This window comes from Thalassobacter sp. HA4-2 (genome assembly GCF_055693705.1).
This window is the reverse complement of record NZ_JBVFUK010000001.1, coordinates 181,449-207,224: the sequence shown is the minus strand read 5'-3', so window position 1 is coordinate 207,224 and position 25,776 is coordinate 181,449. Positions and strand designations below refer to the sequence as shown.

At 58.6% G+C, this 25,776-nt stretch carries 20 protein-coding genes and 2 pseudogenes; 11 read left to right on the top strand and 11 right to left on the bottom strand.

The features are described 5' to 3' along the window. Nucleotides 1-6 precede the first annotated feature (6 nt). From lptC to ACZ1G0_RS01000, 6 genes are all read left to right on the top strand, one after another. Nucleotides 7-609: an LPS export ABC transporter periplasmic protein LptC gene (gene lptC / locus ACZ1G0_RS01025; RefSeq protein ID WP_472735239.1), complete on the top strand. Its 603-nt coding sequence runs from the start codon at nt 7-9 to the stop codon at nt 607-609. A gap of 17 nt (nt 610-626) precedes the next feature. Next, entirely contained in the window at nt 627-1,115 is a 489-nt protein-coding gene (locus ACZ1G0_RS01020) for an LptA/OstA family protein (RefSeq protein ID WP_472735238.1), read from the top strand. Continuing rightward, on the top strand, nt 1,112-1,867 hold the full coding sequence (gene lptB / locus ACZ1G0_RS01015; RefSeq protein ID WP_472735237.1) for an LPS export ABC transporter ATP-binding protein: 756 nt from the start codon (nt 1,112-1,114) through the stop codon (nt 1,865-1,867). Before ACZ1G0_RS01020 ends, lptB begins: the two co-directional genes overlap by 4 nt. Nucleotides 1,868-2,051: 184 nt before the next feature. Beyond that, the gene (hpf, locus tag ACZ1G0_RS01010; protein ID WP_472735236.1) at nt 2,052-2,624 is read left to right on the top strand and encodes a ribosome hibernation-promoting factor, HPF/YfiA family; all 573 of its coding nucleotides are present in this window, start codon (nt 2,052-2,054) and stop codon (nt 2,622-2,624) included. A gap of 44 nt (nt 2,625-2,668) precedes the next feature. Next, nucleotides 2,669-3,133, top strand: coding sequence for a PTS sugar transporter subunit IIA (locus ACZ1G0_RS01005; protein WP_472735235.1), 465 nt, complete (start codon nt 2,669-2,671; stop codon nt 3,131-3,133). A 145-nt stretch (nt 3,134-3,278) separates the two neighbouring features. Then, on the top strand, nt 3,279-5,426 hold the full coding sequence (locus ACZ1G0_RS01000; RefSeq protein WP_472735234.1) for an NADP-dependent isocitrate dehydrogenase: 2,148 nt from the start codon (nt 3,279-3,281) through the stop codon (nt 5,424-5,426). Between the two features lie 47 nt (nt 5,427-5,473). Here ACZ1G0_RS01000 and ACZ1G0_RS00995 read toward each other — a convergent pair whose 3' ends face one another. From ACZ1G0_RS00995 to cysQ, 7 genes are all read right to left on the bottom strand, one after another. Then, nucleotides 5,474-6,232, bottom strand: coding sequence for an SDR family oxidoreductase (locus tag ACZ1G0_RS00995; RefSeq protein WP_472735233.1), 759 nt, complete (start codon nt 6,230-6,232; stop codon nt 5,474-5,476). 10 nt (nt 6,233-6,242) lie between these two features. Next, on the bottom strand, nt 6,243-7,649 hold the full coding sequence (locus ACZ1G0_RS00990; RefSeq protein WP_472735232.1) for a nodulation protein NodH: 1,407 nt from the start codon (nt 7,647-7,649) through the stop codon (nt 6,243-6,245). After that, nucleotides 7,649-9,340 carry a DUF5927 domain-containing protein gene (locus tag ACZ1G0_RS00985; protein WP_472735231.1) on the bottom strand — a complete coding sequence of 564 codons (1,692 nt, stop codon included), beginning with the start codon at nt 9,338-9,340 and terminating at the stop codon, nt 7,649-7,651. Before ACZ1G0_RS00985 ends, ACZ1G0_RS00990 begins: the two co-directional genes overlap by 1 nt. After that, complete coding sequence (locus ACZ1G0_RS00980) at nt 9,337-10,347, bottom strand: glycosyltransferase family 2 protein (RefSeq protein ID WP_472735230.1); 1,011 nt, start codon at nt 10,345-10,347, stop codon at nt 9,337-9,339. The genes ACZ1G0_RS00985 and ACZ1G0_RS00980 overlap by 4 nt, the downstream gene beginning before the upstream one ends. A gap of 113 nt (nt 10,348-10,460) precedes the next feature. Beyond that, nucleotides 10,461-11,477 (bottom strand): glycosyltransferase family 2 protein, encoded by a 1,017-nt coding sequence (locus ACZ1G0_RS00975; protein WP_472735229.1) that lies wholly within the window; start codon nt 11,475-11,477, stop codon nt 10,461-10,463. Nucleotides 11,478-11,523: 46 nt separating this feature from the next. Continuing rightward, on the bottom strand, nt 11,524-12,423 hold the full coding sequence (gene galU, locus ACZ1G0_RS00970) for a UTP--glucose-1-phosphate uridylyltransferase GalU (RefSeq protein ID WP_472735228.1): 900 nt from the start codon (nt 12,421-12,423) through the stop codon (nt 11,524-11,526). 128 nt (nt 12,424-12,551) lie between these two features. Then, complete coding sequence (gene cysQ / locus ACZ1G0_RS00965) at nt 12,552-13,328, bottom strand: 3'(2'),5'-bisphosphate nucleotidase CysQ (protein WP_472737749.1); 777 nt, start codon at nt 13,326-13,328, stop codon at nt 12,552-12,554. A gap of 120 nt (nt 13,329-13,448) precedes the next feature. Here cysQ and ACZ1G0_RS00960 point away from each other — a divergent pair, with 120 nt between their 5' ends. Further along, complete coding sequence (locus ACZ1G0_RS00960) at nt 13,449-14,270, top strand: ABC transporter permease (RefSeq protein WP_472735227.1); 822 nt, start codon at nt 13,449-13,451, stop codon at nt 14,268-14,270. On the opposite strand, the gene ACZ1G0_RS00955 is transcribed toward ACZ1G0_RS00960, so the two are convergent. Further along, the gene (locus tag ACZ1G0_RS00955; protein ID WP_472735226.1) at nt 14,271-14,936 is read right to left on the bottom strand and encodes an alpha-ketoglutarate-dependent dioxygenase AlkB family protein; all 666 of its coding nucleotides are present in this window, start codon (nt 14,934-14,936) and stop codon (nt 14,271-14,273) included. A gap of 204 nt (nt 14,937-15,140) precedes the next feature. On the opposite strand from ACZ1G0_RS00955, the gene dnaK reads away from it, so the two are divergent. Further along, nucleotides 15,141-17,063, top strand: coding sequence for a molecular chaperone DnaK (dnaK, locus tag ACZ1G0_RS00950; RefSeq protein WP_472735225.1), 1,923 nt, complete (start codon nt 15,141-15,143; stop codon nt 17,061-17,063). A 78-nt stretch (nt 17,064-17,141) separates the two neighbouring features. Next, a pseudogene (gene dnaJ, locus ACZ1G0_RS00945) lies at nt 17,142-18,286 on the top strand (molecular chaperone DnaJ). Here dnaJ and mutS read toward each other — a convergent pair. Then, nucleotides 18,283-20,947, bottom strand: a pseudogene (gene mutS / locus ACZ1G0_RS00940) (DNA mismatch repair protein MutS). The pseudogenes dnaJ and mutS sit on opposite strands and share 4 nt — an antisense overlap. Nucleotides 20,948-20,996: 49 nt before the next feature. Between mutS and ACZ1G0_RS00935 the strand changes: the two are divergent. Next, a complete protein-coding gene (locus tag ACZ1G0_RS00935; protein WP_472735224.1) occupies nt 20,997-23,258 on the top strand; it encodes an NADP-dependent malic enzyme in 2,262 nt (753 codons plus the stop codon). Further along, nucleotides 23,255-24,082, top strand: coding sequence for a PfkB family carbohydrate kinase (locus ACZ1G0_RS00930; RefSeq protein WP_472735223.1), 828 nt, complete (start codon nt 23,255-23,257; stop codon nt 24,080-24,082). Before ACZ1G0_RS00935 ends, ACZ1G0_RS00930 begins: the two co-directional genes overlap by 4 nt. Before the next feature lie 24 nt (nt 24,083-24,106). Here ACZ1G0_RS00930 and ACZ1G0_RS00925 read toward each other — a convergent pair whose 3' ends face one another. Together ACZ1G0_RS00925 and hrcA are read right to left on the bottom strand one after the other, a co-directional pair. Next, nucleotides 24,107-24,685: a nucleotide exchange factor GrpE gene (locus ACZ1G0_RS00925; protein WP_472735222.1), complete on the bottom strand. Its 579-nt coding sequence runs from the start codon at nt 24,683-24,685 to the stop codon at nt 24,107-24,109. A gap of 2 nt (nt 24,686-24,687) precedes the next feature. Further along, nucleotides 24,688-25,752: a heat-inducible transcriptional repressor HrcA gene (hrcA, locus tag ACZ1G0_RS00920; protein WP_472735221.1), complete on the bottom strand. Its 1,065-nt coding sequence runs from the start codon at nt 25,750-25,752 to the stop codon at nt 24,688-24,690. Between the last annotated feature and the right edge of the window lie 24 nt (nt 25,753-25,776).

The following is a 25,776-nucleotide window of genomic DNA, read 5'->3' as shown; positions in this document are numbered from 1 at the left end:
GGCACCATGGCCAACGACAACCTGTATTCCCGCGTGGTCTTTGGCGCGAAAGTGGCGCTGCCTTTACTGGCCCTCGTGATGCTGTCGTTGATGTTCTACGTGTCCGGTCGCCCGAACCCAGATGACGCATTGGCCACAGCGCCCGAGGGCGTTGAGGATCGCGCGACAGAGCAACGCCTGACCGACCCTTGGTTTGCGGGCGTGACCGAGGATGCCGCGACCTTTTCGGTAAAATCCGACCTTGCCCGGCCCGATCAAGCCAACCCCCGTCGCATGACCACCGATGCCCTTAGCCTGGCCATGGACGGACTTGCCGGCGCAAACACCCTGTTTGTGCGCGCAGAGCGTGGTCTGATCGACACCGGCGCGCGCACGTTGCAATTGTCGCGCGACGTTTCTGTGCGCAGTTCGCTGGAGTTCGCGCTGACCACAGATCAACTATTTGCTGACGTAAACCAGCTGGAAATCTTCGCCCCGACCGAAGTCGTCGGGACTACCCCACTTGGTCAGATCACCGCCGGGCAGATGCGTTTGTCGGGGGGCGGGGAAAATGGCGCACAGCTTCTGCTTTTCGAAGGTGGCGTGCGCCTGCTATACCAGCCGCAATAGCGCCAAAGGACTTTCCAATGCTTCGCCTTATTGCCGTCTGCGCCACACTTATGCTGGCCCCTGTGACAGTGACCGCCCAGACGGCCAACGTCGGATTTGGCGGCGGCAACATTGATCGCAGCGCGCCGGTTGAGGTGTCTGCCGACAGTCTGCAAGTGGACCAAGCCACAGGCAAGGCAACGTTGCTGGGCAATGTTGTGATCATCCAGGATACCCTGCGACTGTCTGCGAACGAGGTTTACGTGGACTACGCGGAAACAAACGGTGACCGCTCTATCGAACGTCTGCGCGCGAAGGGGGATGTTGTGATCGTCTCCGGCCCAGACGCCGCCGAGGGGCAAGAAGCGATCTATACCTTGGGCAGTGGCCAGATCGAAATGACCGGCGACGTTCTGCTGGTCCAAGGCGACAGCGCGCTGTCCGGCGAGCGTCTGGTCGTCGATCTGAACACAGGTGCGGGCACTGTATCGGGCCGGGTGCGGACGACCTTGCAGGTCTCCGAATGAGCAAACCTGAATTGACTGTGGCCGAAGGGTCAGGCGGGCTCCGGATCAATCACCTGCGCAAAAGCTATAAGAAACGGCCTGTCATTCAGGACGTCTCGATCGAATTGGCCCGGGGCGAGGTCGTCGCCCTGTTGGGGCCAAACGGATCCGGCAAAACCACGACATTCTATTGCATTGCCGGGTTGGTCAGCCCCGATGCAGGTCAGGTCGAACTGGACGGCCGCGATGTCACCTATCTGCCCATGTACCGCCGGGCCCGCGCCGGGATCGGGTATCTGCCACAAGAAATGTCGATCTTTCGCGGCCTGTCTGTCGAAGAAAACATCATGGCCATTCTTGAGGTTGCGGAACCGAAAAAGCAGGTCCGCAAACGCCGCCTCGAAGAATTGCTGGGTGAGTTTCACATCGAACACCTACGCCGCGCCAATGCCATGGCCCTGTCCGGTGGGGAACGCCGCCGTGTGGAAATCGCACGCTGTCTGGCTGCGAATCCCCGGTATTTGCTGCTGGATGAACCTTTTGCCGGCGTTGACCCGATTGCAGTTGGGGATATTCGCGGACTGGTCTCACAGCTCAAGACCCGGGGAATCGGTGTACTGATCACCGATCACAACGTCCGCGAAACGCTTCAGATCGTGGACCGTGCCTATATCCTGCACGACGGTGGCGTCCTGATGAGTGGTAGTGCAGATGAAGTCGTCGAGGACGAAAATGTCCGCCGCGTCTACCTTGGTGACAGCTTTTCGCGCTGACTGCGACCAAACCGTGTCAAGCAATCCTTTAAGTTGACAGCCGCCCCCTTTCAGCGCCCAATCATAGTGATGGAAGACCGTAGTGCCCCCATTCGCGTGACACGATCACGCAACAGGCCTGCAACAACCGCCCGCCTCGCGGGTACGGTGCCCCATCGTTCAACCTGACAGTATAGGAGGCGTCATGCGCTACCAAATCAGCGGAAAACAAATCGACATCGGTGAAGCCCTGCAGACCCACGTGAAAACCGAACTCGGCGTGATTGTGGACAAATATGCAGAACGACCGACTGATGCGACTGTGATCTTTTCCCGCGACGCGCATGAATATGTTTGTGAAACGGTGGTCCACCTATCTACTGGGCTGACGGCACAAGCACGGGCGAAAGCCACTGAAATCTATGCTGCTTTTGACAGCTGCGGCGAGAAGATGGAGAAGCAGCTGCGCCGCTATAAACGTCGTCTTAAGGACCATCACCGCCAACGTGCACAGCCGGTTGAATTGTCGGCTGCATCCTCGTATATCCTCGCTCCAAGTACGCATGGCGAAGAGGAAGAGCCTGAATCGCTTCAACCGCTGATCGTGGCGGAGATGGAGACAAAGGTGCAGTCCCTGTCCGTAGGCGAAGCGGTGATGCAAATGGAACTTGCGGGTGCTCCTGTGCTTGTGTTTCAGAACGAAAAAAACGGTGCGATCAATGTGGTCTATCACCGAGAAGATGGGAACGTGGGATGGGTTGATCCTCAGACCACGTGAGTGAAGCAACGGCGCCAGACCGCCGTTAACTTGGGGTCCAAAACATGGAACTGACTGATATCCTCGCCCCCGGGGCAGTTAAGGTATTCTCAAGTGTAAGCAGTAAGAAGCGGCTGTTTCAAACGCTAGGAGAATTGGCGCGCGAAGTGCACGGTATACCGTGCACCGATGCGGCAACCGCTTTGCAGGATCGTGAAAACCTCGGCCCGACTGGTGTCGGCGACGGCGTCGCTCTGCCCCACGCGCGTTTGCCCGGTTTGGAAAACGTGGTTGGTACCTTCGTTCGACTGGAGCAGCCGCTGGATTTTGGGTCCGTTGATCGCGCACCTGTAGATCTGGTATTTACGCTGTTTGCACCCGAGGACGCAGGCGTCGCTCACCTGAAGGCACTGGCTCTGGTATCGCGCAGCCTGCGCAATCCATCCTTGCGCACTGCATTGCGGGCGAACAATGACCCTGCGTTGTTGTACACCCTGTTGACCCAAACAGACGCCAGCCAAGCGGCTTAAATCAGTTTCAACGCGAACATCATTAGGGTGCGGATCGAACCGCGCCCTTCTGTCATGTTGAACTAATTGTGGAATCGAGTATTCCGCCCCCAAGTCCGCTTGTCGGGCACCCAATCCCCAATGATTTCAAAAGGACACGAGACCCATGGCAGAAAACGCAACGCCGGATATTGTGTATACCACCGTAGACGAAGCGCCCGAGCTGGCCTCCGCCTCCCTTCTTCCGATCATCCGCGCGTTTGCCGCCCCTGCCGGCGTCACCGTTGGAACCAAGGACATCTCGCTGGCGGGTCGCATCCTTGCAGCATTTACCGATCATCCCGACGATCTGGCTGCCCTGGGCCAACTTGTCAAAACGCCCGAAGCCAACGTGATCAAGCTGCCCAACATCTCCGCCAGCCAACCACAGCTGGATGCCGCAATCGCGGAACTACAGGCGCAAGGCTATGACATCCCCACCTACCCCGGGACCGCCGAGGATAAGGCCAAATATGACGCCATCAAAGGCTCTGCCGTGAACCCCGTCCTGCGCGAGGGCAACTCCGACCGTCGCGCGGCGGGTGCCGTCAAGAAATTTGCCCAAAACAACCCGCACCGCATGGGCGAGTGGACAACTGATAGCAAAACCTCTGTCGTCTCCATGTCAGGTGGGGACTTCTATTCCAACGAAGTCAGCGCCACGATCACGGCCGCGCAAGCCGGCGCCGCCAAGATTGAATTCGTCGGCGCAGACGGCACCACAGTGCTGAAGGACGGCGTACAGCTGGACGAAGGCACCGTATGTGACGCGACCTTTATGTCGGTCGCGGCACTGCGCTCGTTTCTTGCCGATAGCATCGAGGTCGCGCGCAAAGATGGCACCCTGTGGTCTCTGCACATGAAGGCCACCATGATGAAGGTCAGCGACCCGATCATTTTTGGCCACGCTTGCGAGGTGTTCTTTGCAGACCTGTTCGGCAAGCACGCACTGCCCGGCGCGAATGGGGGCATGGGCACGGTACTCGACGGTGCCTCTGACGCTGTGATCGCGGATTATCAGGCGAACCTCGCCGCGCAGCCGCCCATGTATATGGTGAACTCTGACAAGGGCATCACGAACTTGCACGTTCCATCGGATGTGATCATCGACGCCTCCATGCCGGCTGTCATCCGGGCGGGCGGAAAGGGCTGGGGCCCCTCGGGCGAGGAAGCGGACACGACCTGCGTGATTCCTGACAGCTCTTACGCACCTGTGTATGATGAAACGGTCGAGTTCTTCAAAACGAACGGCAAGCTGGACGTGACCACCGCTGGCACCGTGCAGAACGTCGGTCTGATGGCCCAGAAAGCCGAAGAATACGGGTCCCACCCCACCACCTTCCAAGCCCCTGCCGATGGCACCATCCGCATCGTGCTGGCCAATGGCGACGTGCTGCACAGCCATGACGTGCAAAAGGGCGACATCTGGCGGTCCTGCACTGCGAAACAGGCACCCATCGAGGATTGGGTCAAACTGGCCATGGATCGCCAAGCGGCCACCGGCGCGCGTGCGATCTTCTGGCTGGATGCAAACCGGGCCCACGACGCGCAGCTGATCGCCTATGTAGAACCGATCCTTGCCGCCGCTGGCGTATCTGACAAGTTCGAAATCATGGCACCGCGCGCCGCCACACGCGCCTCGCTAGAAACGATCACCAAGGGCCAAGACAGCATCGCCATCACTGGCAACGTGCTGCGCGATTACCTGACGGACTTGTTCCCCATCCTCGAGCTGGGCACCTCGGCCAAGATGCTGTCTATCGTCAAACTGATGCAAGGCGGCGGGTTGTTTGAAACCGGCGCAGGTGGCTCTGCCCCCAAGCACGTCCAACAGCTGGTTGAAGAGAACCACCTGCGGTGGGACAGCCTTGGGGAATTCTGCGCACTGGGTGAATCCCTGAACTTCCTCGCCTCCGCCAAGGGGAATGCCAAGGCCGCTGTTCTGGGGGCCGCCGTAGACGCCGCGACCCAAGGCGTTCTGGACCATGACCGCAGCCCAGGCCGCAAGGTTGGCCAGCCCGACAACCGCGACAGCCACTATTGGTTCGCCCGCTACTGGGCCGAGGCTTTGGCCGCACAGACCGACGACGCGGAGCTAGCGGCCCATTTTGCCCCAATTGCAGCGCAGCTTGCGGACAAAGAAGCTGACATCGTGGCAGAACTGGCCGCCGTACGCGGTGCCCCAGCGGATTTGGGTGGCTACTACCACGGCGCACCAGACAAGGTGTCGGCCGTCATGCGCCCCTCAGCCACGCTGAATGCGATCATCGGTTAAAATCGACACAGAACAAACAAAAGGGCGCCTCTGGGCGCCCTTTTGCGTTAAAGGCTCGCAGTGATGCCCCCGTCTACATACAGCGTATGCCCGTTCACAAAGCTGGAAGCATCGGACGACAGGAAAACGGCTGCACCAACCAACTCCTCTACCTTGCCCCAGCGTCCGGCAGGGGTGCGTTTTTCCAGCCAGCCGCTGAACTCCGGATCTGCGACAAGCGCCGCATTCAGGGGCGTGTCGAAATACCCGGGCGCGATGGCGTTACACTGCAACCCGTGCTGCGCCCAATCCGTGGCCATGCCCTTGGTCAGGTTCCCCACAGCGCCCTTGGTGGCAGTGTAGGGTGCGATGCCCGGACGCGCCAAGGCGGTTTGCACACTGGCGATGTTAATGATCTTGCCCGTACCACGCTTGATCATGTGACGCGCGACCGCTTGGCCCACGTGAAAGACACTGGCCACGTTGGTCTGCAACAACCGCTCGAATGCGTCGGCTGGGAAGTCTTCTAGGGCGGTGCGGTGCTGCATCCCGGCGTTGTTGATCAGGATGTCGATTGGGTGATCACCTTCGATCCCATCAATGGCGGTGCGTACGGCGGCGTGGTCGGTGGCGTCAAAGGCAAGGGTGTGTACTGTTGCCCCCTCGCCCCGCAACGCCTTTGCCGCCGCCTCCAGCTTGGTGGCATCACGGCCATTCAACACGACCTCGGCCCCTGCTTGCGCCAGTCCGCGTGCCAAGGCAAAGCCGATCCCTTGGGATGATCCAGTGATCAGGGCACGACGACCCGAAAGGGAGAACATCTGCATAGCGCATCCTTTAACGATTTTCGCGGTCCCAGCGTTTGAAACCGAATGTCAGGTAGTCGCGGCGGTAGGCCTCTAGGCACAGATCCTCCAACGCGCGGGTGTGGACATCAGCTAGGGGGAAGATGGCGGCAGGTTCTTCAGGCAACGCTGCATCCCCAAAGGCAGACAGCGCATCGGGCAAGTCTCGTTCCCGAATGATCTGCATCGGCGGGGCAGCCTGACCAAATCCTTGGATCGTCTGAAACTGCGATGCCCAGCTTGCGTCCGTGCGCATGCCCGTAGCCCCATTCAGGTTACGCTTTATGAATTCCAGAAACGCGACAAAGCCCGCGCGATGATCCTCCAGCGTGTAACCCGCTACAGGACCGGGACGCGGGATGGGTACATCGTGATGCTTGATCAAAGTCGCACGAATATCCTCGAAGCCCTCAATATCCCGTGGGACAAGGCATGTGTTGAACACATGATAGGCGCGCTCCAGCGGATGTCGGACCACCGTGAAACTGTCGTAGGGTGCATTTTGGCGCATCCACGGACGTAAGGTCTTTTGGCTGAAACCAGTCTGTGGCGCGGCCCCGTCCAGCGCCTGAATCCAAGCGGTGACCTGATCTGTTGGCCCTCCGGTGATCGGCATGAACAACAAAGGCGAGGTCGCGGCCGCGACGAACGTCGGTACAGCGGGCCCGCGATCCGGCTCAAAACCGCCCGTGTCAGAGCCGCCCATGGCCCCGGTCGCTGCAAGATGGGCCTGCATTTCGTCGTAGTTCTTGACCTTGTCGCGCAGGCCAAAAGGGTTTTGCCGTTTCAGATTGCCGGGCAGTTTTTCCAATGGCCGCACGGCCCCAAGATAGGCGCCCAATCCGTTGATCACCTCAAGGTCGTTAATATCTTCGTACCGCAGCTCAAACGCGGCTTGGCCGGTGCGGCGCAGGGTATCGCGGACGCGGGCCTGAAAGGCACCCGTGTCCGCAATCATCGTATCGAAAGCCGCAGGATCAAACGTGATCGACTGCACCTTTCGCTTTTTCTCGTTCATCAGGCGCCACTGCCCCGTGGCCCGCGCGATTTCCAGCGATACAAAGCTGTCCACGGGATTGCGCGTCAAGATCACCTTGGCGCAGCGTGGGTTTGTCAGGATATCATCCAAAACTCGTGGATCATGGTCGTAAAAGAACCGAAACCCCGGCAGCCCATCCGTGTTTTCCACCATCAACCGCAGCAGCGGGCGCGGATCGGCTGCGCGCATTTCCATGGTATGGCCAAACAGATCCGTCAGATTATGGTGCCCCATAAAGACCGGATTGAACACTTCGCCGTAGGAATGGAGGCCCTCGAAACTGTTGATCGACTCTTCCACGTGATTGGAGCCGGTGCGCATTTCCGCAAACACCACAAAGTAGTCGAAACGCCCTGCCATCATTTCACCGCATAGGGTTTCGCACCGTCAGGCGCGGGGGCGGCATTTTGGACCGGAAAGTCGCCCATCATTGTCGGCTTCATCCCCTGATTACGCAGGTTTTGCAGGAATTGACCAAAACCGGTCAGATCATGCATGCGCGGTGCCTCGGTCAGGATGCGGGGCGATGGGCCAGAGATGTCATCCAAAACCAGTTGCAGGTTTTCCATGGGTGACGCGACGAAGTCTGCGAGGTTCCAGACCCGCACCTTGGCCTTCACGTGGACGGTCTGAGCAAGATCAACGAACTTACGCTCAATCGCTTGCAAACGCGCGGCCTCTGCCCGGATCTCGGCGAAGTTTCGGTTGGATTGGAACAGCGGCACGGCCCAACCACCCGTGACGATGGCGATGTAGGCGTTGGGGTCGTACACCATCAGCTCTTTGGCTTTTTGGGTGTCGCCGGGGCCAAACATAAAACTCTGTGTTTCGCCCCGCGTGGCCCAGATCAAGTTCGTCAAAAACTGCGTGGGCTTGTAGTCCCGCAGGGCCGCGCTGTCGGACAGGCAACCATTGAACACCTGTTCACCCCCCGCAAAATGCACACGGTCAGGCGCGTACAGATGTCCATGGACTCGGCCACCGATCCGCTTGTCCAGCCACGGTTCAAAGTCGTCAAACACTTCGGATAGGCCACAAAACACGTTATAGCGTGCCGAAGTCTTACCGTTTTCCCAATCCCACTTCGGGAAGCGCGACTGCATGTACAGACCGGCGCGACCCTTTGTGCGTCGTTCCAGCGCCTTGGCAAACACGCGATCAATTTTGCCCGGGTTTGGATCAACGGTGCGGGCAGGGTCCTTGCCGGGGTTCAAGAAGGCCTTGTACAGCCCATTGGCCCGCGGCCAAATCTTGCGTGCGACAAAACAGTCAGAACGGCGCAGAAGCGCGAGGTGGTCGTCGTAAAAGATGTGCGGCTTGCCTTGATGGTCAAACTTGGACAGCGTCAGGGATCGGCTTTCGACGTCCGTGGAGTACTTGCGCACGAGGGTCTGGAAATAGCTTTCGTCCGGTATCCAAGCCAGAGAGAACCAGCGGTCGTACACTTTGCGCTGCGGGTCGGACAGAATCGCCGACAGGGTCTGACGGGTCAGGCACCACCATTGACTGCCAAGGTGCGGTTCCAACCCTTCGGGCACGCGGCGTTTGAACTTGATCAGGCGTTGGGCGCGCACATAGGCATCAAATAGAAACCGCTGGCGTTTCCACGAGAACGGGAACCGCAAGGTAAAACGTTCCTGCTCCAGCCCGTTGACCGCCCAGTCCACCTCGCGCGTGGTCACAGACTCTATGAAATCTGTACGGGGGTGGCGATCCAGATAGGCCCGTAATTCCTCGACCGGGCGCAGCGGCGCGCAAGATCCGGACGCAAGGAACACGTGCCGGACATCCGGGTATTCGCGCAGCATCTGCTCGGCGGCGATCTGGGTGGCCTGCACCATGGACCAGCGGCCCCATTCCACACGCACGCGATCAGAGAACTGGATGTTGGGCACGTCACACAGCGCGTCTCGAAACGCCTTGAACCGCTTCCAGCGCACCCGCTTGTCCACGTGAATGACAACGGGGCAATCCCGCTCCGCCCAGTGCCGCGCCACCTGTTCAGCGCGATCAAAGGCGGTGTGAACCATCATCAGGAACCCAACACTCATGCCCAGTTCCCCTTGGACATCAGGCCCAGAATTTCCAACTGTCGCCAATTTATGTAGCGTTCGGACCATTTGCACCAAAACTGCGGCTTGTCTTTCAGACCCTCGGCATAGGCCTTGTATTCGACGGATCCCGCGTAGTGTTGACCGCGCACCAACTCTTCTTCGGCCTTGGCATTGAACGTGGACAGGAATTTCGCGTGTAGCAACACGCCCGAGGCTTTCTCGCCCCCGTGCCGGTCATAGGTGACGTTCAGACCCCGGGGCAGCAACGCGTGGGTGGAGCTCACGTAGGCATAGGCGCGGTTCCACTTGACCAGCGGTGTTTTGTTCAACGCCGGTGCATCAAGGGGCGCATCGGGGAAGAACAGGCGCGCGCGAGGGCCGCCCTGGATCCAAAGGTTCCACAGCAGGGGATTGCGTTTCAAGGTATAGTTCGCACTGTCGAACCATGCCGCAATCTCGAAGGGGTTCTGCCCCTCCCGATAGGGTTGCGCGTCGATACGGCCCTTAGGGTACATGTCCAGCAGCATCGCACCGAAAGAGCGGATAGAGGAGGCATCAAGGTAGTCGGTCAACGCCTGTAAAGGGCGCGTGTCGCTGAACGGATAGACAAAGAACTCGTCCACATCGACGGTCAGGGTCCAGTGTCCATGGGCATAGCGCCGGGCCAACCAATTCAGCCAATCCACACCGAACGCGGATTTCTTGTAGCTGGCATCCGTGACCCAAACGGACACATCAGGCTGCTGTGCCAAGTATTCGCGCGTGCCATCGTCACTGTTGTTGTCCACGAAGAAGAAGTGCTGCACCCCAAGGTCGCGGTAGTATTTCAGGAAATACGGCAGACGAATGCGTTCATTTCGGATTGTTGTGAAAGACAGGATATCGTTGCGCCGAATTTGTCGGGTGCGGTTTTTCACCGACTGGAGCTGTTTGCGCCGCACCACAGCCCGCATGCGCCAGTACCGGCGATGCCAACGCATACGATATGACGATAGAATGCCCATGGGTTAGTCTCGTGCCTCTAGAAATCGCATTGTGTCTTTTACCGCCACGATGGTTTCCAAATCCCTGACAATCACACTATCCCCTTCCAGAGCATTGGTAAACAAGGAGAGTTTCAAATCCATCCTCCCCGGCTCATCAGGCCCAAGGCCTCTAACTGTCGCCACGAGGTGAAGCGTTTGGAGTGGGGGGTCCAGAGGGTCGGGTTGTCGATCAGGGCATCGTAGTAGGCATCATAGAGGTCCGAGTTCTCGAAATGCTCGCGCCGCGCTTTTTCCTCGGCCGATTTGGCGACGATGGAGTTCAAGAACTTGGTGTGCAGCAACACACCGGATGGCCCCTCTCCGTCTTCGTAGACGTGGTTCAGACGGCGGGGCAGCGCGGTGTGTGTGGAACTGACGTAGGCAAACCGGCGGTTCCATTTCACCAAAGGCACCTTTGACAAGGTCGGCGCACGGCGGGGGTCGGCGGCAAAGAACGCACGCGCCCGGGGTCCACCTTGCAGCCACAGGTTTTGTAGCTTGGGCTGGCGCGTCATCACGTAGTTGCCGTGATCGAAAAAGGGGATCGACTCGACCGGATTTTGACCGGGAGCGTAGGATGCGTCACGCAGCGGGCCTTTGGGGTAAAGATCCAGCATCATTGCCGGAAAACTGCGCTGTCCCGTCCCGTGCAGCCATTCAGTCAGTGCCCGCAGATCACGGGTTCCGTGGTGGGGCATCATGAACAGCTCGTCCGCATCAAGGGTCAGACACCAATGGCGATGTCCGTAGCGGCACAGCAGCCAATTGATCCAATCCATCCCAAACCGGCTGGCCTTGTAGCCGTACCCTGTTGACCAGACCGAGATGTCAGGCTGATCGCTTAACAAACCAAGGGTATTGTCATCGCTGCCGTTATCAACAATCAGGAAATGATCCACCCCCAAGGCGCGGTGGTGTTGCAGCCAGTAGGGCAGTCGTACCTCCTCGTTTCGCACAGTAGCAAAGGCAAGGATAGAACGCTGGTTGATACTTTGGGTGCGGTCCACTTCAGGCGCCAATTGTCGCCGCCTGCGCAAGGCACGCCACAATAGTTTGCGCCTGCGCCAGCGCAGCTTGTAGGCGACCATCGGTTCGTCCCAGTCAATCATACTTATCGTGTAACGAACGCGCGCCGTCAGAGCAGGTCTTTTTTCGCTATTGGTCGTCTGACCCTGTGGTTACAACCGTCTGCAGGAAATCCGACAACTCCTCCTGCAGGTCGTCGCGGGCCAGGGCAAAGGCAACGGTCGCCTGCAAGAAGCCAGCCTTTGACCCGCAGTCATAGCGCCGACCCTTGAACCGGTAGCCGAACACATCGTCTGTTTCAGCCAACTCCGCAGCAATCGCATCCGTCAGTTGAATCTCACCACCCGACCCCTGCTTGGCCCGGTTCAACTGGCGCATGATATTGGGTGTCAGGATGTACCGCCCAATAACGGCCAAGTTTGATGGGGCAGTCCCAGCAGCGGGTTTCTCCACCATGCCTTTGACGGCAACCATATGACCGAAGTCTTTCTTCACGTCCAAAATACCGTAGGCAGAGGTTCGATCCGACGGAACCTCCATCGCAGCGACCATATTCCCGATGTCTGCGTTTTCTTCGTAAGCCTTGACCATCTGTTTCAGACAAGGCGTTTCGGCGGCAATCACGTCGTCTGGCAAGATTACTGCGAAGGGTTCATTCGCAATCAACCTGCGCGCGCACCAAACAGCATGGCCAAGACCAAGGGCCTGATGCTGGCGAATATAGGCAATGGCACCGCTGTCCATGTTGGACCGCTTCACCTCGGTCAACAGGTCAGACTTGCCGTCCTCGCGCAGCTTGCGCTCCAACTCTGGGGCGCGGTCGAAATAATCCTCCAGCGCACCTTTGCCGCGAGATGTGACAAAGATGAATTCTTTGATCCCGGCCTCGCGCGCCTCATCAATCGCGTATTGGATCAGGGGCCGATCCACGAGGGTTAGGATTTCCTTTGGAACCGCCTTGGTTGCCGGCAAAAATCGCGTGCCCATCCCCGCAACGGGAAAGATGGCCTTGGTAACCTTGCGTTTCATGTCGTCTGCCTCACTCTTTACTGCTCACCGGGCGTACCACGCGGACAAGTCATATTTTAGGCTTTGTTTAGGGGAAACTGCACCAAGGCAACTCATATGCGGGAAAATTCAGCACATTATGCGATTTTTCAAGCTAAATTGAATCCTGGCGCATGTGCGATAAAATGAGGGTTTTCAAAGCCTGGTTTTCCGTAAGCCAGAGGGGTCTTGTCATCGAACCGTACAACATGCCCGCCCGCACCACGCAAAACAGCATCCCCGGCGGCGGTGTCCCATTCCATCGTGCGGCCAAGTCGGGGGTATAGGTCCGCCTCTCCGGTCGCGATCAAGCAGAACTTCAAAGAAGATCCAGCGCTGCGCATATCCGAAACGTGGTACTTATTGATATAATCGTCGGTCGCCGCATCCCGATGAGATTTCGAAGCCACAACCAAAAGCGCCGAGGCATCGGGATCAGACACTTTGATCGGGCGCACCTCGCCCACTGCCTGCTTTGCGAAAGGTGCGGCCTCCTCAACCGATTGACCAGTGGCGTTGGTGTAGAACAACCGATCCTTGGCTGGGGCATAGACCACCCCACGCACTGGAACACCGTCCTTAACATAGGCGATATTGACCGTGAAATCGCCGCGCCGGTGAATGAACTCCTTGGTGCCGTCCAACGGGTCTACAATAATGAAGGTGCTGACGGTCTGGCCATGGGACGCCGCCTGTTCTTCCGTCACCAAGGGGATGTCTGGAAATGCGGCGCGCAGCCCTGCGGAAATAACGGCATCTGCGGCCTCGTCCGCTTCGGTCACAGGGCTATCGTCAGACTTGGATTTGACGTCGAAGTCATCGCGGCCATACACCTCCATGATCACGTCACCGGCTTCGAGTGCAAGTTTTCGGAACACAGCCATCATTTGGTCAAAATCAGCCACTACATAAGTCCTTAATAATCAGCCGTCAGAGCTGTATGTGTCATTGAGGTATGCTTGTTATGGTCGCTTGACGCGCGCCATGCAATGCAACGAGGTTTGGGTATGTTTTATCAAGAACGCAAGAAAACGCGCCTAAGCGGTGCGGCGATGATGATGGATTTGATCTATCACACCACCGTCGCCAAGGTGCGCAAGACCCATTCCAATGCGCTGATCGGGCTAGGCCTGGAAATCTTGCAGACAGTGATTTTCGTCGGTGCCTTCTATCTGATGTTCACTGTTTTGGGAATGAAGGGAAACGCGATCCGCGGCGACTTCATGTTGTACCTGATGTCGGGCATTTTCTTGTTTCTGACCCACAACAAGGCCGTTGGCGCAGTCATCGGGGCCGAGGGGCCATCGTCCCCCATGATGAAACACGCCCCCATGAACACGATTGTGTCCATCGCTGCAGCGGCATTGTCAGCTCTATATTTACAGGTTCTGGCAATGGCTGTGGTGATTTTCGGCATCCATGTCCTAATCAATCCCATCTACATTCTTGATCCCGTCTCTGCATTTCTGATGTTTGCCTTGGCGTGGCTATCAGGCATCGCCATTGGCCTTGTCCTACTCGCGATGAAGCCATGGGCGCCCCAGTTCGTGAATATCCTGAATTCGATCTATTCGCGCCTGAACATGGTCGCATCTGGCAAGATGTTTGTAGCCAACACGCTGCCCAGCACCATGCTGCCGTTCTTTTCTTGGAACCCGCTGTTTCACACGATTGACCAAGCGCGTGGCTATATCTTCATCAATTATTCGCCGCACTACACGAACTGGGAATACGCCCTGTATTTCAGCCTCGGGTTTCTCATGGTGGGTCTGATGGGCGAATTCTTTACGCGGCGTCGCGCCTCTGCCAGCTGGTCAGCAGGCAAGTGATCATAGGCCTTTGCCGGGAGTCTTAGGCGATATACCTGATCCCGCGCGTGCAACGCGCAGTGTCAGGTTGATCCGACCCCCATGGCGCAACAAGGTGCTGGTACCGGGCTTGATCCGGTCCACGCCGTGATAGGCAAGGCGTGCCTCTCCGCCCATGACGACAACGTCGCCGGATGACAGCCAAAGGGACTCCGTCTTGCCACCGCGCTCTACGTTGCCCATGCGGAACAGCGCGTCATCGCCCAAGGACACAGACACAACTGGCCAGTCGAACGAACCCTCGTCCCGATCTTGATGCATCCCCATACGCGCGTCAGGCTGATAGAAGTTGATCAGACAACTGTCTGGTACACAGTCCACCTCGGACACAGCATGCCACACATTCAAAATTGACGGCGGTATCGCGGGCCATTGTATGCCGTTTGGATGCTGGCAGTCATAGCGATAGCCGACCCGGTCCGACACCCACCCACAGTCCCCGGCCGAGGTCATGCGCACGCTCATCGCCTTGCCGGACGGGGTGATTGGGGTGAACAACGGGGCTTGTGCAACGACCGCGCGGACATCCTCTACCATTGCCGATTGCACATGGGCTGGCAGCAATCCCTTATAGATTGCAAACCCCTTCACAAGCAAAGGCCGGGGCACGGGGATCTCATGTTGCATCATCTTGATCCCGCCATTTGAACCGAAAAGACTCAATTTCCATTATTTTTTCCGCTCCAGCCTGATCGCAATCACCTTGCGAGGTCATAGACCCCAACCTATATACCGTCCGAAGCGCCTCCCCGCTTCACTCGGGATCATGGGACGGGGGCTGTAAACAGGCCCGTCCCGATAGTAATCGCCTAAGAAAGAAGGAACATTCCCATGGCCAAAGTCATCGGTATCGACCTCGGTACAACGAACTCCTGCGTCGCCATCATGGACGGCTCGCAGCCTCGCGTCATCGAAAACTCCGAAGGTGCGCGCACCACTCCCTCCATCGTCGGCTACACCGAGGATGAAAAACTGGTCGGCCAGCCTGCGAAACGTCAGGCTGTGACGAACCCCGAAAACACCATCTTTGGCGTAAAGCGTCTGATCGGGCGTCGGTTCGATGATGCCGATCTTGCCAAAGACAAAAAGAACATGCCTTTCGCAGTGGTGAACGGCGGCAATGGCGATGCGTGGGTCGAGACCCGCGGCGAGAAATACTCGCCTGCGCAGGTCTCCGCGCTGATCCTGCAAAAGATGAAAGAAACCGCCGAAAGCTATCTTGGCGAAGACGTGGCACAGGCCGTCATCACCGTGCCCGCCTACTTCAACGACGCCCAGCGTCAGGCGACCAAAGACGCCGGTAAGATCGCGGGCCTTGAAGTGCTGCGCATCATCAACGAACCCACAGCTGCGGCGCTGGCCTACGGCCTGGACAAGAAAGACACGCAAACCATCGCAGTCTATGACCTTGGTGGTGGTACATTCGACGTGACCATTCTGGAAATCGACGACGGCCTGTTCGAGGTGAAATCGACCAACGGGGACACGTTCCTCGGCGGTGAAGACTTTGACATGCGCATCGTCAACTACCTCGCCGGTGAGTTCAAGAAAGAGCACTCTGTCGATCTGACCCAGGACAAAATGGCTTTGCAGCGCCTAAAAGAGGCCGCAGAGAAGGCTAAGATCGAACTGTCCTCCAGCCAGCAGACAGAGATCAACCAGCCCTTCATCTCCATGGGATCTAACGGTCAGCCGTTGCACCTTGTGATGAAATTGACCCGTGCCAAGTTGGAAAGCCTTGTTGCGGACCTGATCAAAGCATCGCTGAAACCATGCCAAGCCGCGTTGAAAGACGCCGGGCTTGCCAAAAACGAAATCGACGAGATCGTTCTGGTCGGCGGTATGACCCGCATGCCCAAGGTGATTGAAGAAGTGTCGAAGTTCTTTGGCAAAGAGCCGAACAAAGGCGTGAACCCGGACGAAGTCGTCGCCATGGGCGCAGCGATTCAGGCCGGTGTTCTGCAAGGCGACGTCAAGGACGTGGTCCTGCTGGACGTGACGCCCCTGTCGCTGGGCATCGAGACGCTGGGTGGTGTGTTCACGCGCCTGATCGACCGCAACACGACGATCCCGACGAAAAAGTCTCAGGTCTTCTCAACCGCCGAGGACAATCAGAACGCCGTGACGATCCGCGTGTTCCAGGGTGAACGTGAAATGGCCGCTGACAACAAGATGCTGGGCCAGTTCAATCTGGAAGAGATCCCACCAGCGCCTCGCGGTCTGCCCCAGATCGAGGTGACCTTCGACATTGACGCCAACGGCATCGTGTCCGTGGGTGCCAAGGACAAAGGCACCAACAAGGAACAGAAGATCACGATCCAAGCGTCCGGTGGTTTGTCCGATGATGACATCGAACGCATGGTGCAAGAAGCCGAGGAAAATGCCGAGGCTGACAAGGAACGCCGCGAAAGCGTCGAGGCCCGCAACCAGGCCGAGGGGCTTATCCATTCCACCGAAAAGTCGCTGGAAGAGCATTCGGACAAGGTTGACCCAAGCACGGTCGAAGTGATCGAATTGGCTGTAGCTGCCCTGAAAGACGATCTTGAGAAGGAGGATACCCCCTCCGATAAGATCAAGGCAGGTATCCAGAACGTGACCGAAGCCGCGATGAAGCTGGGCGAAGCGATCTACAAAGCACAGGCCGAAGCTGGCGAAGACACGCCGCAAGATGTGGACGATGCCGGTGACAAGGGTGCCGATGAAGATATCCTCGACGCCGACTTCGAAGATCTTGGCGACGACAAACGCGCCTAATCTTGGGCCAGATGGGAACAAACGCGCGACCGGCCTGGCCTAAGGGCCGGTCGCTTGCGTTTCTAGGAGCGCGAGACAATGTCAAAACGTGACTTTTACGAGGTTTTGGGGGTCAGCAAAGGTGCTGACGCCGCCGAAATCAAAAAGGCTTACCGCACAAAGGCCAAGGAACTGCACCCGGACCGCAACGCGGACAACCCGAATGCAGAGGCGCAGTTCAAGGAAGCGAACGAAGCCTACGAAATCCTGAAGGACGCCGAGAAGAAAGCGGCCTATGACCGGTTTGGCCATGCGGCCTTCGATGGCGGTATGGGTGGCGGGCCCCGTGGTCCGCAGGGTGGTCAGGGCGATTTCGCCAGCGCATTTTCGGATGTGTTCGAAGATCTGTTTGGTGACTTCATGGGCGGGCAACAGCAGCGCCGTGGGGGACAACGGGCAACCCGCGGGTCTGACCTGCGCTACAATCTGCGCGTGACGCTGGAAGATGCTTACAACGGCACGACTGAAACGATCACTGTACCCTCCGCTGTTGGCTGCGAGACCTGTAATGGCTCCGGCTCTGAAGGGGGTCTGAACCATCAACCTGCCCTACGTGTTCGGGCATGGGTAAAGTCCGCGCGCAACAGGGTTTCTTCACAGTGGAACGGGCCTGTCCCACCTGTAACGGGGCCGGTCAGATCATCAAAAACCCCTGCAAAGGCTGTGGTGGTGCAGGTAGGGTAGAAAAAGAACGCCAGCTGTCCGTCAACATTCCTGCAGGTGTGGAAACCGGCACACGGATTCGCCTGTCTGGCGAGGGCGAAGCTGGCTTGCGCGGCGGTCCAAGCGGCGATCTGTACATTTTTATCGAAGTGCAACAGCACCCGATATTTGAACGGGACAATATCGACCTCTATTGCCGGGTTCCTGTGTCCATGACGACCGCCGCTATCGGTGGTGAAGTCGAGGTACCGACGATCGACGGTGGCCGATCTCGTGTTAAGGTACCCGAAGGGTCGCAATCCGGGCGTCGCATGCGTCTTCGGTCCAAAGGTATGCCAGCGCTGCGCGGCGGTGGTGTTGGCGATATGTTCATTGAACTTGCCGTTGAAACACCCGTGAAATTGACCTCTGCTCAGAAAGACCTTCTGCGAGAGTTCGAGAAACTGTCGAAAGACAACAACCCCGAAGGCGCGACTTTCTTTAAGAAAGTAAAGAAGTTCTGGGACGGGATGACCAACTAGACGGGGCGGTGGGACAAGTCCCACCCTACAGTAGGGCGGGATTTATCCCGCCCCCCTGACGTCAAACGTTTCAGCTCATAAATCAAATCCAACGCTTCGCGCGGGGTCAGTTCATCTGGCAGTACCTCGCGCAGGCGCTCTTCGGCCGCGCTGTTTTTGGTTACAACCGGCGCAGCGGCAGGCGTCGCAGCGAACAAGGGCAAGTCATCGATCAAAGCCTTTTGCGATGTGCCCGACCGCTCCCCTTCTTCCAGCGCTTCAAGGACGACTCGTGCACGTTCCACCACGCTTGCGGGCAAACCCGCCAGTTTTCCCACCTGCACACCATAGGACCGATCCGCAGCACCCGGTTTGACCTCGTGCACAAAGATTAGATCGCCTTCCCACTCCTTCACAGCCACGGTGGCGTTCTCGACACCCGGCATCTTTGCCGCCAGCTGCGTCATCTCATGGTAATGGGTTGCAAACAGGGCACGGCATTGGTTCACATCATGCAGATGTTCCAAAGTCGCCCACGCAATCGACAAGCCATCATAGGTGGCTGTCCCTCGTCCGATTTCGTCCAGAATGACCAACGCACGGTCGTTGGCTTGATTTAGAATCGCCGCCGTTTCGACCATTTCGACCATGAATGTCGACCGCCCCCGCGCCAGATCATCTGACGCACCAACGCGACTGAATAACTGACTCACAACGCCGATATGAGCACTGTCAGCTGGCACGAAACTACCCGCCTGCGCCAACAACGCGATCAGCGCATTCTGACGAAGGTACGTCGACTTACCGGCCATGTTTGGCCCGGTCAGCAGGCAAATGGCGGCACCATCCTCGGCGGACAGACTGGTATCATTGGTCACAAAGGGCGTTCCCTCCCGGCGCAATGCCTGTTCAACCACAGGGTGGCGCCCCCTTTGATGTCAAATGCGCGTGAGGTGTCGACCCGTGGTCTGCGCCAATTTTCCGCCTCGGCCAGATCAGCAAGTGCACAAGTCACGTCGATTTCCGACAGGGCTCGGGCCGTTGCATAGATCATGTCGGCAGAGGCTAGAACGTCGGTCCGGAGCGCCTCAAAGATACGCTTCTCGATCTCCAGCGCATGTGCACCGGCGTTCAAGATACGAGTCTCAAGGTCGGACAATTCGACCGTCGTAAACCGGACCTGGTTCGCGGTCGTCTGTCGGTGAATGAACCTTGTGTCTTCGCGCATTTTATCGCCGTGCAGGGCCGTCACTTCGATGAAGTACCCCAGCACGTTGTTATGTTTGATCTTGAGGCTGTTAATCCCGGTCGCCTCTACAAATTCTGCCTGCATACCCGCGATCACGCCGCGCCCTTCGTCGCGCAGGGTGCGCGCTTCGTCCAATGCGGTGTCATAGCCGGGGGCGACCAAACCACCATCGCGCAGCATCAAGGGCGGTTCTGCGACCAGCGCTTGATCCAATCGGTCCAATAAAGCGTCGTGACCGGTCAAGTCACCTACAGCATCGCGCACCAAATCGGGCAAATCCTGCGGTGAAAGTGTGGACCAAAGGCTAGCAGCTTGCGCCAACCCGTTGCGCACCGCCGCCAAATCCCGCGGTCCACCGCGATCCAACGACAAACGCGATACGGCCCGGTCCATATCCGGACATCTGCGCAAAGCGTCCCGTAGGGTGGGACTTGTCCCACCGCACGCCCAGTCCACCGCATCATGCCGCGCGGTGATCACATCCACTTGGGTCGATGGCGCGGACAAGCGCCGTTCCAGCAGACGCGCCCCACCTGCAGTGACGGTGCGATCCACAGCGGTCAGCAAAGACCCCTCACGCCCGCCGGACATAGCGGCCGTGATCTCCAGATTTCGACGGGTGGCGGCGTCGATCTGAACCAACCCCTGCGCCGCCTCTCGCACGGGGGGCGCAACAGGGGCAGCTTGCCCCGCTGGGTGATTTCCAGGTAATCAACGACCGCGCCCATGGCCCCCAGTTCAGCGCGGGTGAAAGTGCCGAACGCTTCCATCGAGGCGACATCGAACAGGCGGCGCAACCGGTCCTCTGCCCCGTTGCTGTCAAACGAAGATCGGGCCACCGCGGTCATGGCAGCGCCCCCATCCTCGACAACCTCGCGCAGGTCTTCAGAGCCGTCTGCCACCAGCACCTCTCGCGGGGCCAGCCGGGCCAAGTCCGGTCCCAACCGCACTCGGGGGCAAGGTGTCACGTGAAACGCACCGGTCGAAATATCGACCCACGCCAGCGCACCTTCCTCTCGGACCTCGGCATAGGCGGCAAGGTAGTTGTGGCGCCGCGCCTCAAGCAGGCTTTCCTCGGTCAGTGTGCCGGGCGTGACCAACCGCACCACACCCCGTTTGACAATGGATTTGTAGCCGCGTTTCTTGGCCTCTTCGGGGGTTTCCAACTGTTCACCCACGGCCACGCGGAACCCCTTGCGGATCAAGGTCAATAGATATCCTTCGGCCGAATGCACAGGCACGCCGCACATGGGGATATCCTCGCCCTCATGCTTGCCGCGCTTGGTCAGGGCGATATCCAACGCCTCGGCGGCTGCCACGGCATCATCAAAGAACATCTCGTAGAAATCACCCATGCGGTAGAACAGCAGGGCGTCGGGCACCTCGGCCTTGATTTCCAGATATTGCGCCATCATGGGCGTAAGCTGTGCCATTGCGTCCCCCTTCGCCCACCCGTTATGCAGTGTGCAAACGGAGGATGAAATGGCCAGCAAAACAAAAGTCACCCGCGAAGAGGCATTGGCCTACCACCTTGAACCCCGTCCGGGCAAAATCGACATTCAGGCTTCGACCGCCATGGCCACACAGCGCGACCTGTCGCTGGCCTATTCCCCCGGCGTTGCGGTACCGTGCGAGGAAATCGCAGCCAATCCCGCGACCGCCTATGACTACACGACCAAGGGCAATCTGGTGGCCGTGATCTCCAACGGGACAGCGGTTTTGGGGCTGGGCAACCTGGGCGCCCTGGCCAGCAAACCGGTGATGGAGGGCAAGTCAGTCCTGTTCAAACGATTCGCGGACGTCAATTCCATCGACATCGAACTGGATACCGAAGAGGTCAGCGCGTTTGTCGCCGCGTGTAAACTGATGGGGCCGACATTCGGCGGAATCAACCTTGAGGATATCAAGGCCCCCGAATGTTTCATGATCGAGCAGCAGCTGAAGGAAGAGATGGATATCCCCGTCTTCCACGACGACCAGCACGGGACGGCAGTGATTTGCGCGGCCGGTTTGATCAACGCCCTGCGGATTTCGGGCAAAAAGATCGAGGATGTGCGCATCGTGCTGAACGGTGCAGGGGCCGCCGGTATCGCCTGTCTGGAACTGCTGAAATCCATGGGCGCGCGTCACGAAAATTGCATCATGTGCGACACCAAGGGCGTGATCTACCAAGGCCGGACCGAGGGGATGAACCAGTGGAAATCCGCCCATGCCGTCGCTACCGATCTGCGGACACTGGATGACGCGATGAAGGGGGCCGACGTGTTTCTGGGTGTGTCTGCCAAGGGCGCTGTGACCCAAGAAATGGTCAAGAACATGGCCGATAACCCAGTCATTTTTGCGATGGCTAACCCCGATCCCGAGATCACACCGGAGGAAGCGCACGAGGTCCGCGTAGATGCCATCGTCGCCACGGGGCGGTCCGACTATCCGAACCAAGTGAACAACGTGCTGGGCTTTCCCTACCTGTTCCGGGGCGCGCTAGACATTCACGCCCGCGCAATCAACGACGACATGAAAATTGCCTGCGCCCGTGCTCTGGCCGACCTCGCACGCGAGGACGTCCCGGATGAGGTTGCAATGGCCTACGGGCGCAAACTGTCCTTTGGACGCGATTACATCATTCCCACGCCTTTTGACCCCCGCCTGATCCACGTGATCCCACCCGCTGTGGCAAAGGCCGGCATGGACACAGGTGTGGCACGGCGGCCCATTGTGGATATGGAGGGGTATACCCAGTCCCTACGCAACCGCATGGACCCGACCCAGTCGATCCTTCAAGGCGTGAACACGCGCGCCCGTGCTGCGCAGGCCACTATGATCTTCGCCGAAGGGGATGATCCCCGCGTTCTGCGCGCCGCTGTCGCCTACCAACGCAACGGTTTTGGCAAGGCGCTGGTCGTAGGTCGTCCCGATGACGTTCGGGAAAAGCTAGAAGAGGCAGGCCTGAGCGATGCCATGCGGGAACTGACTGTCGTGAACGCCGAGAACACAACGCACTTGGACACCTACAAGACGTTCCTCTACGAGCGTCTGCAACGTAAAGGCTACGATCAGCGAGATGTCCACCGGCTCGCCAGCCGCGACCGACATGTGTTCGCGTCCCTCATGCTGGCACATGGGCATGGTGACGGATTGGTGACCGGGGCTACCCGCAAGTCGGCCCACATCATGCGCCTGATGCAGCATGTGTTTGACGTCGAGGATAACTCGGGCGCTGTGGGGATCACTGCGATCCTGAACAAGGGCCGGATCGTGTTCATGGGCGATACGCTTTTGAACGAATGGCCCGATGAGAATGATCTTGCTGATATTGCAACTGCAGGCGCGCGGGTCGCGAGCGACCTTGGACTGACCCCGCGCGTGGCTTTTCTGTCGTTCTCGACCTTTGGCTATCCGGTGTCCGAACGCGCTGAGAAGATGGGCAACGCCCCCGCCGTGCTCGACGCCCGGGGCGTGGATTTCGAGTACGAAGGCGAGATGACCGTAGACGTGGCCCTGAACCCAGAGGTCATGGCAAACTACCCGTTCAGCCGACTGACTGGGCCGGCCAACGTACTGGTCGTGCCCGCCCGCCATTCCGCCAGTATCTCGACCAAGCTGATGCAGGAGATGGGAGGGGCAACGATTATCGGGCCAATCCTGACGGGCCTCGATAAACCAGTACAGGTGGCATCGACCACATCCACCGTTAACGACATCCTGAACATGGCGCTGATGGCGGCGTGCAAGGTGGGCGGATGATCTGGGTCTATGGGTCCATCAACATTGACCACTTTTACAGGGTCGATCATCTGGCGTCCCCGGGCGAAACGCTGGCTGCCTTGGCCTACGATAAGGGTCTGGGCGGCAAGGGTGCGAACCAAGCCGTCGCCGCCGCCCGCGCAGGCGCCCGGGTGGCGCATATCGGTGCGGTAGGCGCTGATGGGGTTTGGACCGTGGACCTGCTGAAGAGGGCCGGAATAGACACTACGTCAATCGCACAAGTGGGCACCCCCACGGGTCACGCAATGATCCAAGTGGACCGGGCGGGCGAAAACGCCATCCTGCTGTTCCCGGGCGCAAACCATGCCATTCCCCTACCCGACTTTGACACGACGAAACCCGGCGATTGGCTGATGCTGCAAGAAGAGGCGAATGACACCGCCTTCGTCGCCGCCACGGCCACGGAAAAGGGACTAAACATAGCCTATTCCGCAGCGCCCTTCGACGCCGACGCTGTGCGCGATATGCTGCCCTACATTGACCTGATGCTATGTAACGAGGTTGAAAACGACGCGCTGATGGAACGCTTAGGCGATATACCTACAGAACGCGTGGTGACCAAAGGCGCACAGGGGGCCGAATGGATCGGAACGGCCACAGCACCAGCGTTTCCCGTGAAACAGGTCGTAGATACAACCGGAGCCGGAGACTGCTTTGCAGGCTATCTGATTGCCAGCCTTGATGCAGGGATGACCCGCGAACAGGCCCTGAACCGGGCAATCATCGCAGGCGGTCTACAGGTCACGAAAAAGGGCACCGCAGATGCGATGCCCCATGCGTCTGATGTAGACGCTCGTCTGTAGGGTGGGACTTGTCCCACCTCGCCCCTAGCTGGCGGGTGTCGAAGACACGCCGACCTGCGCGGGACGCAAAAGCCGTTCGTGCAGCATGAAGCCAGCGGCGGCCACTTGGATAATCTCACCCGCTTTGGTGCCGGGCAGCGGTGCCTCGAACATTGCCTGGTGGATTTGCGGATCAAACTTGTCACCGACCTCAGGCGCAATGACAGTGATGCCGTGTTTCTCGAACACGGTCCGCAGCTCTTTCTGCGTCAGCTTGATGCCTTCGACCACGCCATCGTCCGCTTCTCCAGCCGCATCCAGCGCACGGGCCAAGTTGTCGTAGACCGGCAACAAATCCCGCGCCAGCTTGGAGCCGCCGTATTTTTCGGCCTCGCGCCGATCACGCTCCGCCCGCTTGCGTGTGTTTTCAAGATCGGCGAGCGACCGCATGAAGCGGTCTTTATACTCGTCACGCTCTGCCACAACAGCGTCAACATTTGCCGTCGGCGTGGGCGCTTCGCCGTGTTCGTCCGTTTCGGCCTCCAACGCGTCCAGATCCATCAATTCTTCTTCTAGCGCCTCTGGGTCGTCCAGGAATGGCTCGTTATCTTTCGGGTCCATCATGCTTACCTCTTCGGGTCGGACAGCAGCTTTCCGACAAGCTGCGCCGTATAATCCACGATCGGGACGATCCTGCCGTAATTCAAACGCGTGGGCCCGATCACCCCCACAGCGCCAATTACCTTACGGTCCGCGTTCATATACGGGGAAACCACGAGACTTGAACCCGAAAGCGAGAAAAGTTTGTTTTCAGAGCCGATAAAAATGCGCACGCCGTCACCCTCCTCGGCCAGTTCCAGAAATTCGGTGATGTCGCGCTTGCGTTCGAGGTCGTCAAATAGGGTGCGAATGCGGTCCAACTCTTCGGGGGATTGTTCGCCAAGCAGGTTTGACCGGCCCCGCACGATCAGGCGTTCTTGGGTTTCGCCGGGATTTTCCCAGACAGCAATGCCCTGTTCCACCATGTCGGCTGCCAAAGCGTCGATCTGTTGACGCCGCGCCGCTACCTCACACTCCATCAATCCCTTCAAGTCCGATAGGGTTTTGCCCTCAATCAACGCATTCAGGAAATTCGCTGCCTCCCGCATGGACGATGGCGTTTGTCCAGGGCGCGGGGTGAAAACGCGGTTTTCTACGTGGCCGTCCGCAAACACCAGCACGACAAGCGCGCGGTCTGCGGCCAGAGACACAAATTCGATGTGTTTGATTGGGGCCTCTTGTTTGGGGGCCAACACCAGTGACGCACCTTGCGTGATCCCAGACAGCGCGCTGCCCACTCGGTCCAGCATTTGACCCACGTCCGCTTCATTTGTCCCGAGGGTCGCGTTGATCGCCGCGCGGTCCGTGTCGCCCAGATCATCCACTTCAAGGATACCATCTACGAACATGCGCAGACCCTGTTGTGTGGGAATACGGCCCGCGCTGACATGCGGCGCCTCCAACAGGCCAAGGTATTCCAGATCGTTCATCACGTTGCGGATTGTCGCCGCACTGACCTTTTCACTGAAATCGCGGGTCAGGGTGCGGCTGCCTACGGGGCCGCCGTCATGCAGGTACCCCTCGACCACCCGGCGGAACACCTCGCGGGACCGGTCATTCATCTGATCTAAGAGTTCGGCGCGATTTTCCATGGCTGTATAGATTTAGGCAGCCTG